General features: G+C 30.9%; 15 protein-coding genes and 1 other annotated feature (1 of these 16 only partly in view). Of the genes, 11 read left to right on the top strand and 4 right to left on the bottom strand.

Annotation, left to right across the window (positions count from 1 at the left end; genetic code table 11):
- Window positions 1-55: 55 nt before the first annotated feature.
- The 6 genes from B8978_RS03785 to B8978_RS03760 all read left to right on the top strand — a co-directional run bounded on the left by B8978_RS03785 (window position 56) and on the right by B8978_RS03760 (window position 7110).
- Complete coding sequence (locus tag B8978_RS03785; RefSeq protein ID WP_084113941.1) at window positions 56-475, top strand: PTS sugar transporter subunit IIA; 420 nt, start codon at window positions 56-58, stop codon at window positions 473-475.
- Window positions 476-494: 19 nt separating this feature from the next.
- The gene (locus B8978_RS03780; protein WP_084113940.1) at window positions 495-995 is read left to right on the top strand and encodes a PTS sugar transporter subunit IIB; all 501 of its coding nucleotides are present in this window, start codon (window positions 495-497) and stop codon (window positions 993-995) included.
- 24 nt (window positions 996-1019) lie between these two features.
- On the top strand, window positions 1020-1826 hold the full coding sequence (locus B8978_RS03775) for a PTS mannose/fructose/sorbose/N-acetylgalactosamine transporter subunit IIC (RefSeq protein WP_084113939.1): 807 nt from the start codon (window positions 1020-1022) through the stop codon (window positions 1824-1826).
- Window positions 1819-2649, top strand: a complete 831-nt coding sequence (locus B8978_RS03770; RefSeq protein WP_084113938.1) for a PTS system mannose/fructose/sorbose family transporter subunit IID — start codon at window positions 1819-1821, stop codon at window positions 2647-2649. Before B8978_RS03775 ends, B8978_RS03770 begins: the two co-directional genes overlap by 8 nt.
- 27 nt (window positions 2650-2676) lie before the next feature.
- Entirely contained in the window at window positions 2677-4356 is a 1680-nt protein-coding gene (locus tag B8978_RS03765; RefSeq protein ID WP_084113937.1) for a glycoside hydrolase family 13 protein, read from the top strand.
- Window positions 4357-4419: 63 nt separating this feature from the next.
- On the top strand, window positions 4420-7110 hold the full coding sequence (locus tag B8978_RS03760) for a sigma 54-interacting transcriptional regulator (protein WP_084113936.1): 2691 nt from the start codon (window positions 4420-4422) through the stop codon (window positions 7108-7110).
- A 138-nt stretch (window positions 7111-7248) separates the two neighbouring features.
- Here B8978_RS03760 and B8978_RS03755 read toward each other — a convergent pair whose 3' ends face one another.
- From B8978_RS03755 to B8978_RS03745, 3 genes are all read right to left on the bottom strand, one after another.
- Window positions 7249-7770, bottom strand: a complete 522-nt coding sequence (locus B8978_RS03755) for a DUF11 domain-containing protein (protein ID WP_084113935.1) — start codon at window positions 7768-7770, stop codon at window positions 7249-7251.
- Window positions 7771-7831: 61 nt separating this feature from the next.
- A complete protein-coding gene (locus tag B8978_RS03750; RefSeq protein WP_084113934.1) occupies window positions 7832-8245 on the bottom strand; it encodes a hypothetical protein in 414 nt (137 codons plus the stop codon).
- 126 nt (window positions 8246-8371) lie between these two features.
- The gene (locus B8978_RS03745; protein ID WP_084113933.1) at window positions 8372-8845 is read right to left on the bottom strand and encodes a GNAT family N-acetyltransferase; all 474 of its coding nucleotides are present in this window, start codon (window positions 8843-8845) and stop codon (window positions 8372-8374) included.
- 148 nt (window positions 8846-8993) lie between these two features.
- On the opposite strand from B8978_RS03745, the gene B8978_RS03740 reads away from it, so the two are divergent.
- Both B8978_RS03740 and B8978_RS03735 read left to right on the top strand, forming a co-directional pair.
- Window positions 8994-9809, top strand: coding sequence for a nucleoside phosphorylase (locus B8978_RS03740; protein ID WP_084113932.1), 816 nt, complete (start codon window positions 8994-8996; stop codon window positions 9807-9809).
- A gap of 12 nt (window positions 9810-9821) precedes the next feature.
- Window positions 9822-10577, top strand: a complete 756-nt coding sequence (locus B8978_RS03735) for a GNAT family N-acetyltransferase (RefSeq protein ID WP_084113931.1) — start codon at window positions 9822-9824, stop codon at window positions 10575-10577.
- Window positions 10578-10593: 16 nt separating this feature from the next.
- Here the strand turns inward: B8978_RS03735 and B8978_RS19705 are convergent, their stop codons facing one another.
- On the bottom strand, window positions 10594-10731 hold the full coding sequence (locus B8978_RS19705) for a hypothetical protein (RefSeq protein WP_176212597.1): 138 nt from the start codon (window positions 10729-10731) through the stop codon (window positions 10594-10596).
- Between the two features lie 173 nt (window positions 10732-10904).
- Between B8978_RS19705 and B8978_RS03730 the strand changes: the two genes are divergently transcribed.
- The 3 genes from B8978_RS03730 (at window position 10905) to B8978_RS03720 (ending at window position 13407) form a co-directional block, all read left to right on the top strand.
- Window positions 10905-11384, top strand: coding sequence for a flavodoxin family protein (locus B8978_RS03730; RefSeq protein ID WP_084113930.1), 480 nt, complete (start codon window positions 10905-10907; stop codon window positions 11382-11384).
- Window positions 11381-12367, top strand: coding sequence for a D-isomer specific 2-hydroxyacid dehydrogenase family protein (locus B8978_RS03725; RefSeq protein ID WP_084113929.1), 987 nt, complete (start codon window positions 11381-11383; stop codon window positions 12365-12367). Before B8978_RS03730 ends, B8978_RS03725 begins: the two co-directional genes overlap by 4 nt.
- 122 nt (window positions 12368-12489) lie before the next feature.
- Window positions 12490-13407: an aldo/keto reductase gene (locus B8978_RS03720; protein ID WP_084113928.1), complete on the top strand. Its 918-nt coding sequence runs from the start codon at window positions 12490-12492 to the stop codon at window positions 13405-13407.
- A 63-nt stretch (window positions 13408-13470) separates the two neighbouring features.
- Window positions 13471-13504 (top strand) — a binding site (T-box leader); it runs 217 nt beyond the window's last position.

The following is a 13504-nucleotide window of genomic DNA, read 5'->3' as shown; positions in this document are numbered from 1 at the left end:
AATGATGAAATATTATATTTATGGGTCATCATTAAATGGGAAGGAGTATAAGAGCGTGAAAAAAATATTAATTGCAACTCATGGAACTTTAGCAAGTGGTGCTAAAAGCACTATTGAACTTTTAGTAGGAAATATGGCAGATGTTACATGTATTAATGCTTATGTAGAAGGAGGTGAGGATGTACCAGAGAGTATTGCAAAGTTTTTTGATAATATAAAGTCGGAAGAAGAAGTATTTGTATTTACTGATATTTTAGGTGGTAGTGTCAACCAAAAGATTACAGCTTACGCAGCGAATCTAAATGTATTTATAATTGCTGGTTTTAATCTCCCTGTCATATTGACGGTATTGATGGAAACAGAAGCAGTAACTAAAGAGAGAATAAAGGACATTATTGAAGAAAGTCGAAAACAGATGAATTTAGTTGAAATCAATGTAAACGATAAAAATGATGAAGAGTTTTTAGAAGGTTAAATAAATGGAGGTATGAAAAATGATAGTAGCGTTAAGAGTAGACGATAGATTGATTCATGGACAAATTGCAATGGCATGGTCAAAGGATCTTAGAATTAAAGGGATTGTTGTAGCAAATGATGCAGCTGCAAAGGATGAAATGCAGAAGATGACACTAAAAATGGCAGTACCAACTAATATTAAGCTATTGGTAAAATCTGTTGACGAGGCTATTGGAGTACTTAATAATCCTAAAGCATCAAAAATGAGAATTTTGGTATTAACAAGAACTATTAAAGATGCTTTGAAAATTCGAGAGAATACTGAAGGTATAGAATATATGAATATAGGTAATGTTGGAAGATTCGATGGGATTGATGTATCTGAAAAGACAACGATAAGTCCAACAGTTATGCTTACAAAGAATGAAATGAATTTTTTAAAAAAGCTTATAGAAATTGAGCCTAATACAAGTCTTCAAGTGGTTCCTTCAGATGAAAGAAAACCAATGAAAGAAATTATTCAAAAGATGAACTTATAATATTAATAATAAGGGGGAATAAAAATGGTAGTACAGGCGATTTTAGTAGCATTTGCTGTTTTTGTGTGTGTAGGAGGTGCTGAACTGGCAGGCTTTACCATGATTAACAGACCTATTGTTATAGGTCCTTTAGTTGGACTTCTGCTTGGAGATTTACACGCTGGTGTTTTAATAGGGGCAGCTCTTGAAGCTGTATTCATGGGAGTAGTTAATATTGGAGGCGCATCGGCAGCTGAACCTGGTATTGCTACTGCGGTAGGCGTAGCTTTTTCAATTATGCTTGGAAAAGGATCTGAAATTGCATTGACCTTAGCTATACCAATTGGGATTTTAGGTCTTCAAATCAAGAATCTTTTATATATTTTTTTTGTTGGTTTCTTTGCACCTGTTTTTGATAAACTTGCGGCAAAAGGAGAAGATGGTAAAATAACAGGGCTACATTTTGGACTTTGGACTATAAACTGGTTTTTATATTCATTAGTTGCTTTTTTTGGTATTCTTGTAGGATCTGATGCAGTTAAAGCATTGTTAAATTCAATTCCTCATTTTATATTAAACGGACTAACAATCTGTGGAAATTTACTACCAGCTGTTGGTATGGCAATGTTATTAAAGCTTTTATGGAACAATAAGATAGCTGTATTTTATTTCTTGGGATTTGTAGTGGTTGCATACTTTAAATTACCGCTTGTAGCTCTTGCAGCGCTAGGAATAATACTTGCAATTGTTATTGCATCAAATGATTATAACATAAGTCAATTAGTTAAAGTTGGCGTTAGTCAAAATATTCAGGCTACTAATAGTGAAGAGGAGGATTTTTTCGATGAGTAATAATTTAATTAAAGATATTCCAGTAGGAGAAAGAAAATTGCTTAGGAAGACTTTTTGGAGATCATTTACATTGTATTCTTCTGTAAGTCCTGCAAAACAAGGAGCTTCAGGTTTCTGTTATTCATTGATGCCTTTCATCAACAAATTTTATAAAGATCCAAAGGATAAAAAAGATGCGTTAGTACGTAATATGTCATACTTTAATACAACTATCCCTATGTCTACATTTATAATGGGGCTTACAGCTTCTATGGAAAAAGAGAACAGTATGCGTGAAGATTTTGATACTACATCTATTAATGCAGTAAAGTCAAGTCTAATGGGACCAATGGCAGGTATTGGAGATTCTATTTTTTGGGGAGTGATAAGAGTTATTGCAGCTGGAGTTGCTGTTAGTATGGGGAGAACTGGAAACGTTCTTGCACCAATTGTATTTTTATTTCTTTTTAATATTCCGTCCATAGCTGTAAAATATTATGGAACATTTTTAGGTTACAGTTTGGGAGCAAAATATATAGAAAAACTTTATTCTAGCGGATTAATAAATATATTGACTAAGGCTGCAAGCATAGTAGGTTTAATCATGGTAGGCGGAATGACCAGTCAGATGGTAACATTTAAGACTACTATTCAATTGAAAATGGGCGGTGCTTCTGTGCTTAATTTTCAAGGAATGCTTGATCAAATATTTATAGGTATTATACCTTTAGGGATAACGCTTCTGTGTTTCTATTTACTTCAAAAGAAGAAAGTCAGCATAAATATTTTATTAATTGGTGTTATAGTATTGGGAATTTTGATTTCTGCATTAGGTATTGCATGATTTAATTTTAAAATAGGGAGAGTTACTATGAGTAATTGGTGGAAAAAAGCAGTGGTTTATCAAATATATCCAAGAAGTTTTAAAGATTCAAATGGTGATGGATATGGGGATTTAAATGGTATAATAGAAAAAATGGATTATCTAAAGAATCTGGGAATTGATGTTCTGTGGATTAGTCCCGTCTATGAGTCTCCTCAAGATGATAATGGGTATGATATCAGCGATTACAGAAAAATATATGAAAAATTTGGAACTAATTCTGATATGGAAAACTTAATTAAAGAAGCACACAATAGAGGAATTAAAATAGTAATGGATTTAGTTGCCAATCATACTTCTGACGAGCATTATTGGTTTGAAGAGAGTAAAAAATCAAAAGATAATCCATATAGTGATTATTATTTCTGGCTTAATCCTAGGGAGGACGGAAGTGAACCAAACAATTGGGGCTCAAGCTTTTGTGGAACTGCGTGGGAATATTCAAAGGAAAGAAATCAATACTACCTTCATTATTATACAAAGAAGCAGCCGGATTTAAATTGGGAAAATCCAAAAGTCCGTAAAGAAGTTTATGATCTAATGAAATTTTGGATGGATAAAGGAGTAGACGGATGGCGTATGGATGTAATTGCATCTATATCAAAATATACTGATTTTCCAGATTATCCGGAAAAGTTAGGCCAAAAATATATTACAGGCTTTATGCATGCTAACGGACCAAGACTTCATGAATATCTTCAGGAAATGAATAAGAAAGTATTGTCGAAATATGACTGTATGACTGTTGGAGAAGCACCTGGATCTAACTCAGATATCGCTAGATTGTTTGTAGATCCAGAAAGAAAAGAATTAAATATGATTATTACCTTTGAACATATGAATCTTGATAGGATTCTAAATTCTCCGAATAGAAAGTGGGCTGTCAAAGATTTAGATTTTAAAGAATTAAAGAGTGTTTTGTCTAATTGGCAAGTAAAATTACGCAATCATGGCTGGAATGCTCTTTATTTTGAAAATCATGATCAGCCTAGAATAATTTCACGTTGGGGCAATGATACAAATTATCGTAAAGAATGTGCAAAAGCCTTTGCCACTATACTTCATGGTATGCAAGGAACGCCTTATATTTATCAAGGAGAAGAAATAGGTATGGTAAATGCGCATTATAAGATTGAAGAATATGATGATGTAGAGATTCACAATGCATATAGGGAATTAGTACAGAAAAGTAAATCTATTTCAGAAGAAGAGTTTATGGCTGCAGTTTGGAAGAAAAGTCGCGATAACGCTAGAACTCCAATGCAATGGGACACATCTGAAAATGCAGGATTTACAACAGGTAGACCGTGGATTAAAGTAAATCCACGATATTCTGAAATTAATGTAGAAGAAGCACTAAAGGATAAGAATTCTATTTTCTATTATTATCAGAAATTAATTAAGTTGCGTCATGAGGAACAAATTCTTACAGATGGTACATTTAAGCTTTATATGGAAGATCATCCAAGTTTATATGTATATGAAAGAGAACTGGAAAATGAAAAATGGCTTGTTGTAGCTAATTTTTCAGAAGAAAACACAATTTTAGATCCTCTTCAACCATATATTTATGAGAAGTGGGATAAAGTTATAAGTAACTATCAAGAAATAGGTGTGAATATGCATTTAAGACCATATGAGGCATTTATTATTAGAAGAGTTAAATAAAAATCCATAGGCAAATAAAAATATTTATTGTAAAATAAGTTACGATGGAAGGAGAATACCGAGATGCAGGCAAAAGATAAAGTTTATGATATGATGAAAAAGATGTGTGGAGAAAATGTACAAATTAGTGCAACGGAATTGTCAAATGTATTACATTTAAGCCGTCAAGTGATTAGTCATTACCTTAACCGCTTATTTGAACAAAATTTGGTACAAAAAACAAATTCAAGACCTGTATATTGGAGTATTAAAAATGCCCGTGGAATCGAAAATGAAGAAATAACATTAGATTATAAAAATCTTAAAACCAGTAGTGAAGATAATATTACAAAAATTAATTACCAACAAGAAACAAATGCATTTAGTGTTTTAATTGGTTGTCATGGAAGTCAAAAAAATATTGTAGAACAGTGTAAGGCTGCAGTTAGTTACCCTCCTAATGGATTACCTATACTTATTACAGGTGAAAGTGGTGTTGGGAAAAGTTTTCTTGCTAAGCTGATTTATCAATATGCTTTGGAACAAAAGGTAATCTCACCTAAAGCACCATTTGTAGTGTTAAACTGTGCAGATTATGCAAATAATCCTGAGTTATTATCTGCTACATTACTTGGTTACAAAAAAGGAAGTTTTACAGGTGCAAACAATGACAAGGAAGGTCTTTTAAATCAAGCTGATGGTGGATATCTATTTTTAGATGAAATTCACAGATTATCTTATGCCAATCAGGAAAAGCTATTTATATTTATGGACACAGGAAAATATCGTCAATTGGGAGATAATGAATGGAAAAAATCTGATGTGCGATTTATTTTTGCTACCACGGAGCGTACTGAAGAGGTATTATTGGAGACCTTTAGGCGTAGAATTGCTGTTCATATTCATATTCAGAGTATCATCAACCGTCCGTTTGTAGAGAGATTACAGATGCTTCACTTGTTCTATTATAAAGAAGCAAAAAAAATACAAAAAAATATTGTAGTAGATAAGCATGTTGTAGAGGCACTATGCTTTTCAAAACCTAAGGGGAATATTGGCACTCTTCAAAATGTTATTCAACTTAGCTGTGCCAATGCATTTACAAAACAAATAAACCAGCCATTTTTGAACATTATGTTAGAGGAGATTCCTAATATTTCAGATATAAAGTTTAATGTCACTAGCAGAAGACTAAGTCCTCTTAGAATATTATATAGTAAAGAACTATATCAGGTTGAGGATGAGGAGGTTTTAAAAGTAAAGGAGAAGTTTCTCACATTTTTTCAAAAAATTTCTCAGATTTATTATGAAAATATTGAAACCGCTAAACTAGAGCTTGCAATTGCCTTTAAAAAACTAACCAATTATTTTAAAAAGCATTCAGATTTATTATTTTCGGAACAGAATCTATTTATCAGAGAAAGTTATCTAGAAAAGTGTAGAATGATTACAGAAAGATACGGAATTCATTGCTCAGAGGAAGCGTTAAAGCTTATGTATTGTGTGGTTTTAACATTTCAGGATGATATGATACTAAAGTTTGATTTCTATAAAATTATAAACTTTATAAAACTAGTGTCTCCAAAAGCTAACTATGTTGCTATGAAACTAGAAGAAAAGCTTGGAGCAATAATAACAGGGACATGCAAATGTTTGGAAATCATTAATACTCTTTTCTTTCAAGAATATATTATTGAAACCATTGAGCTTCAAGGTCTGATTGTAGCCCATGGAAATGCCACGGCAAGCAGCATCCAATCTGTAGCAAATCAAAATTGTGGTACTTTTGTATTTGAATCTATAGATATGCCTATGAATATATCTTTAAGGGAAACTGTAAAAAAAGTAAATGCCTATCTTGAAAAAGTGGATACTAGTAAAGGGGTAATTTTGTTAGTGGATATGGGGTCTTTAAATCAGATGTATTCTTCTATTAAGAATCACTTGTCAGGGGATCTACTTATTATGAACAATGTGACAACTGCAATTGCTTTGGATGTTGGTATGAAAATGCTTCAGAATACATCTTTTAAGTATATTGCAGAACAGGCAAAGAATATTTATAAAATCGGTGTTCAATATTTTGAAGGGATTGCACAAGGAAATAACATTATTATTTCATGTATGTCGGGACTTGGGATTTCTGATAAAATAAAGGAAATTATTACTCGATTTATTAATAATGAGACCATGGATGTTATCACAATGGATTACAACAATTTAAAAAAATTAATTAAAGAAAAAAATAAAGACAATTTTAAACATACAAAATTAATAATTACAACTTCAAATTTACCCAATATTACAAATATACTTTGGGTAAATGTTTATGATATATTAGATGGAAAAGGTGAGAGGTGTCTATGGGAGGCATTAAAATCTGAAATTAATGAGCAGAAATTTGAAGATTTAAAAAGGGAATTTATAAAATTCTTTTCTATGGAAGGTATTGCAAGTAGGCTGACATTTTTGAATCCAAGTATTGTAATTAATGAGGTGGAAAATGTTACTTATAGATATGAGCAGTATTATGATATGAATTTAGTTGGTTATATTAAGCTTAATTTATATATGCATATTGCTTTTATGATTGAACGATTAATGACATCAGAATATCATGAGAATGAAAATAAAATTGAATGTACAAATAAAGAAAAAGAATTTTATGATGTTTCAAAGGATATTTTTGAAGAAATAGAAAAACGATATCATATTAAATTAAGTCAGTACGAATTATCATTATTATATGATATGTTTAAAAATATAATTTTATAAAGGCTGTTGAAATAAATTAAATTGAAAATAAGGTGTGTGTGATTTAGGACATACAGATTCAAGTCCTATTACGTAAAATAAACTTGCAATAAAAGAAATGATGCACGTATATTGGGTTTATACTCATTAGTGCATCTTTCACGTAAAATACCTATAGTAAGGAATATCCTGAGTTTTATCATGTGAAAATACTGTGCAGCATACTTTGGATGGATTATTTACAGTATATTTAATGTGTTCCTTAGAAGTGACTTCTATGGAGTTAATCATGTCTCCAAAGGTAGTAGGGTTAACAGATAGAACGATTTTTGAGAAAGTACCGGGTCTTATAATATCTATATTATAAAAAACTTTTCCTTTACAATATTCATATCCCCCATTGTCAACACAAGTATATACAAAACTAGATCCATTAGGAATTTTATCCTCTAATGTAATATTACATATATCACAGTTGATTTTATTTAGTACATAAATTACATATGTTAGATTATCACCTAATGGTATTTTACAGCTGTTTACGGTTTGCATTAAGACTAAGCAGGAGGTTTCTATTATATATAGCCTAATGGAAGCAGAAACAGGTGCAGTACCATTAATTGTAACACTTGCTGTGGAGTTAACAAATGTAGATGGAGGATAAAATTTCGATTTTTCCATAATATCATCCTTTCATTTTGTAAGACAGAGCTGAATATAAAATTCAGCTCTTATTAAAAATTTATGCCTTTACTTGGCAATAAACAGTTACTGTTGTTGTTGAATCTGCTGCAGTACCCGTTGCTTGAGGAATTGTGATTCCGGTAATAGTTACTGTTCCAGGTGTAGTAGTAGTATCAATAACATAGCCAGCACCACCATTAGTTACTGTAACAGCATGAGCACCAGTGTTTAATACTGTAAGGTGAACACTGTCAAATACATCTTGAAATTGTACAGGTGTATATGACGTAGTAGTATCAGCGTTAAATATTGCAAAAGTATATTTAACAATACCTGATACAAATGCAGCAGTTGGAGTAAGAGTAGGAGTAACAGTTAATGGTAAACTATTTGTTGTTAAAGATGGAGATGCCGAATCTATGGTAAACAGATCGTCATCAGAAAAATTACCAGTGTTGGTAACTGTAGCCATAAAATCCCTTCCTTTTTTTATTAACTTTAGTGTTAGAGCAAAAATGATTATTGCCCTAACATTAAAATATGCGCTGATGTAAATTATGTTACACATGAAGTGTTATAAATAATTTTGGTGTATAAATTAAAGAAGCATTTCAAATTCAATCTCATGTTTTAAAGGTATATTAAATTCTCCAATCATAGGTATAGATGGTTTTATTTTTCTAGCAATTTCCAAAGAGTTATAATATATGCAAACCATATCAAATCCACGTTTTTGATAGAAACGTATGGCGTTAATATTATCATTTGTTGATATTAACTTTACTTTTATGCATTTATTTTTAGTTGCTACTTGGATTACCTTGTTTACAAGAGATGTTCCAATACCGTGTCTTTCCTTCAAACTATCTAGAGATATGATTTCACATTCATTATCTTTAATTCTATATGTAACCAATCCAACAATATTCAAATTTTCGTAAGCAACAAAGCCATCTAATACTGTCATATCAACAAGTTCGCCTCTAACAACCATGGTAGTGGAAAACCACTGAGAATTTATGAATTGATTTATTTGATCTCTGTTTTTATATGATATGTTTTTTATTTCCATAGCACGTTAACTCCTTTAAAATAATTTGTTTTATTTCTAATTATACATTATTTATATTCCTAAAATCATTCCGTATTTAAAACATTTGTATTGTTGTAAAAAAATCCATCAAATGGTATATTTATTTTTGAAATGAGGTGTATGGGGAATGAAAGATTCAATTTTAAAAAATAATTCTACAAATGAAATAGTTTGTGGAGATATACCAATTATAGAATTTGATAATGAATTAAAGGCAATAATTGAACCAAGTAAGATAATGAGTAAGATAGATATTCCAGAATGTGCTGTGGCATGTTTTTTCGGTGAAGTTATTGAAAAACTAAAAAATGAAGGAAAAGCTAAGTTAATAATGAATTTACAAACTGAAATGGGAAATCATCCTTTGTATGAAGTTAAATATTTAGGGAAAAAAATAGCTGTATTTCATCCTGGAGTAGGGGCACCAATAGCAGCCATATTATTGGAAAGAGTAATTGCATTAGGTTGCAATAAGTTTATTGCCTGTGGAGGAGCAGGTGTGTTAAATAAAGAGATTGCTGTGGGACATATTGTAGTGCCGGATTGTGCTATAAGAGATGAAGGTACATCTTATCATTATATTGAACCAAGTAGAGAAGTATATGCAAGCATAGAAGGTGTTAGGGCAATGGAAAGTGTGTTAACAAAACATAAATGTAGGTATATTATAGGAAAAACATGGACTACCGATGCAATTTATAGAGAAACTCCTAAAAAAGTTAAAATAAGAAAAAGTGAAGGGTGTTTAACTGTTGAGATGGAAGCAGCAGCATTTTTTGCCATTTCACAGTTTAGAAAAGTTATATTAGGACAACTTCTATGTGGCGGCGATGATGTAAGCTGTGAAGAATGGGATGCAAGAAGAGAAATCAGTAGAGAAGAAATAAGAGAAAATTTATTTTGGTATGCAGTTGAAGCCTGCTTAGAGATAAAAGGAGCTTAGGAGGATAAAATTATGAGTACAAAAAAATATGTATTAGAAATAGCAAAGGCACAATTAGCATTGGATTATAATTGCAAGGTGTCTGATTTTGAAAATAAGGAAAATACAATAGTTGAAAATAGGCTTATTAAGGGAAGGCGTATATATGAGAGTGATGGATGCTTCTTTAAAGCAGTATGTTTTGCAAATAAGTTAATTATTAACGCATCCTTAGAAATGATACCTTGGTGTGAAGAGAAACTTATAAATAAATCTGCAGCTTGGTTTTTTCAATATCAAAATATTAGAAAAATAGATGAAAAATTACAGGAATTTGGTCACGAAATTGCTGATGCGCATCATTATTATATTCCAAATCCTAAATTAGAAGAGATAAAACCAATTACTGATGTAAAATGGTATGAATATGATGACATTTTACAATTCAAAGATGATGATAGGTTTAAAGAGGCCTTTGCTTTTGACAAAAACCATCCGGACATGCTTTCAGTTGCAGCTTTAGATGGAAATAATATAATTGGTATGGCAGGAGCTAGTTCAGATGGGAAGACTATATGGCAAATTGGTATTGATGTGTTGCCAGGTCATCGCGGCAAGGGTATAGGAACAAATCTAGTTGGAATGTTGAAAGATGAAATTTTAAAACGAGGTAAGATTCCGTTTTATGGGACTGTAGAATCTCATATACATTCACAAAATATTGCTATAAATGCTGGATTTTTTCCGGCGTGGGCTGAGTTGTATTCAAAACAAAAAAACCATAAGTGAGAACAAAGGTTTAATTTTAGATTAAGCTTTTTATAGCATTAAATATTAAAACTGCAATTATTATAAGTAGTAAAAACTTAACTGCTATTACTGTTATTTTTATAAGTAATATTAATAGAAATATAATTATAATGGCACGTATAATTTTTATCATATATTTATTCTCCTAAGTTTATTTTTAATTCATACTTTTAGAAATATTATATCAGAAATTGCATAAAAATAGTAGTATTCCCATCATAAATATGTGCTTACATATTTGCTGTGATATAATATAGATAATATATAATTACTTAAATAAGCTAAAAATGGAATGGAGTTGATTAAATGAAAACCTTACTAGTATATTATTCATTAGAAGGCAATGATAAAGTAATTGCAGATGCAATTTCAGAAGAAACTGATTGCGAAATTTTGAAGCTTACTCCAACTAAAGAAGTTCCCAAAAGTGGTTTTTTAAAATTTGTATGGGGTGGAAAACAAGTCGTTTTTAATGAAAAACCTGAACTACAACCGTATAAGAAAGATTTTAGTAGTTATGACCTTATTATTATTGGAAGTCCCGTTTGGGCAGGCACATATGCCCCAGTATTTAATACTTTTTTTTCAGACACAGTAATTAAGAATAAAAAAATTGCTTTGTTCGCTTGTTATGCTGGAAGCGAAGGAAAAATATTTGACACATTTAGAAGTAAGCTAGAGGGTAACGAAATAATCGGACAAATAGGGTTTAAAAATCCAGCTAAAAATGAAACTGCAAAAAGCAAAGAAGATGCAAAAAAATGGATAAGAGGTATTGTAGAATGAAAATATTAGCATACAGCTACAGGAGTGACGAAGCTGAATATTTTAAAAAATTTATAGATAAATATAAGGAAGTAGAGATTATATTAACTAAGGATGCACCAACTATTGAAACTGCCGATTTAGCAAAAGGTTTTGATTGTATTAGTATTATAACTACTGAAATTAACGCTGAACTAATAGAAAAATTTCATACACTTGGAGTAAAGTTTATATCAACAAGAACTATTGGATATGATCACATAGATGTAAAAAAGGCTCAAGAACTTGGTATTCATGTTGGTAATGTAACTTATTCAACAAATAGTGTTGCTGATTATACAATTATGATGATGCTTATGGCAGTACGTAAGATAAAACCAATTTTGGAACGTAGTAATGTTCAAGATTATTCTTTAAAAGGTGTTCAAGGTAAGGAGTTACCAAATTTAACTGTAGGTGTTATTGGTACAGGAAAAATTGGGCAAACAGTTATTAGGCATCTAAGCGGCTTTGAGTGCAAAATATTGGCTTATGATTTATTTGAAAATGAGCTGACAAAAAAATATGCTAATTATGTTAAATTAGATGAACTCTTAAGAGATAGTGACATTATAACAATGCACGTTCCTGCTACAAAAGACAATTACCATTTAATCGATAAAAACTCCATAGAAAAAATGAAACAAGGGGTATATATTATAAATACAGCTAGAGGATCGCTTATAAACACTGAAGATTTAATTACAGCCATTGAAGAAAAAAAGATTGGTGGAGTAGCATTAGATGTAATTGAGAATGAGTCAAACATATATTATAATGACCTTAAATGTGAGGTGCTTAATAATAGAGACCTAGCACTCTTAAAATCTTATCCTAACGTGATTTTAACACCACATACTGCATTTTATACAGATCAAGCAGTAAGTGATATGGTGGAACATTCAATTTTAAGCTGCATTTTATTTATGGAGGGTAAAGAGAATCCTTGGGAAGTGAAATATTAATTATTTAATAATATTATGTATGTCTTTACTTATAGTGAACTATAAGGTGTAAAATTTATATTGTGGTTACATAGAGGAGAGTTTATCTATATAATCACAATATGATGAAAGAGGTGTTTTTAGTGAAAAAAATTAATATTGGTAATGGTGAAATTAGTGCTTCAGAAATTTCTCTAGGTTGTATGAGAATGGCTAATCTTTCAAATAAGGAGGCATCATTTCTAATAAATACAGCATTAGAAGAAGGAATAAACTTCTTTGATCATGCAGATATATATGGTGGTGGAAAATCTGAAGAAATATTTGCAAAAGCTATTGATATGAATGCTTCTATTCGTGAAAAACTTATACTTCAAACTAAATGTGGCATAAGAGAAGGATATTTTGATTTTTCAAAGGAGCATATATTAGAATCTGTAGATGGAAGTTTAAAACGATTACAAACTGATTACGTAGATGTGTTACTTTTACATAGACCAGATACTCTTATGGAGCCTGAAGAGGTTGCCGAAGCTTTTGATGTACTTTACAGTAGTGGTAAGGTGAAAAGTTTTGGAGTAAGCAATCAAAATCCTATGCAAATTGAATTGCTAAAAAAGTATGTAAATCAAAAAATTGCGATAAATCAATTGCAACTTAGTATTACTAACACTGGAATGATTGATTCAGGAATAAACGTTAATATGAAAGTTGATAATGGTATTGACAGAGATGGGAGTATACTAGAATATTGTCGCTTAAATGACATTACTATCCAAGCATGGTCTCCGTTCCAATTTGGATTTTTTGAAGGAGTATTTTTAGATAATGATAAATTTCCAGAACTTAATAAAAAAATTGACAAAATAGCTGAGATTAAAGGTGTATCTAATACTGCAATTGCCATCGCATGGATTTTAAGACATCCTGCAAAAATTCAACCAATTGTTGGTACAACAAATTCAAATAGATTAAGAGACATTTGTAAAGCTTCAGATGTTACACTTACAAGACAGGAATGGTATGAAATATACAGATCAGCAGGGAATAAACTCCCTTAATTAATATTTATAAAAACATATTGACAAAACATTTATAAATGTTATGATATATACAAGATAATAATAAATCTGTTGACAAGGAAGAGTAGTCATTTTG

The sequence above is a fragment of the Clostridium acidisoli DSM 12555 genome, assembly GCF_900176305.1.
GTDB classification, from domain to species: Bacteria; Bacillota; Clostridia; order Clostridiales; family Clostridiaceae; genus Clostridium_I; species Clostridium_I acidisoli.
This window is presented reverse-complemented; position numbering and strand designations above follow the sequence as displayed.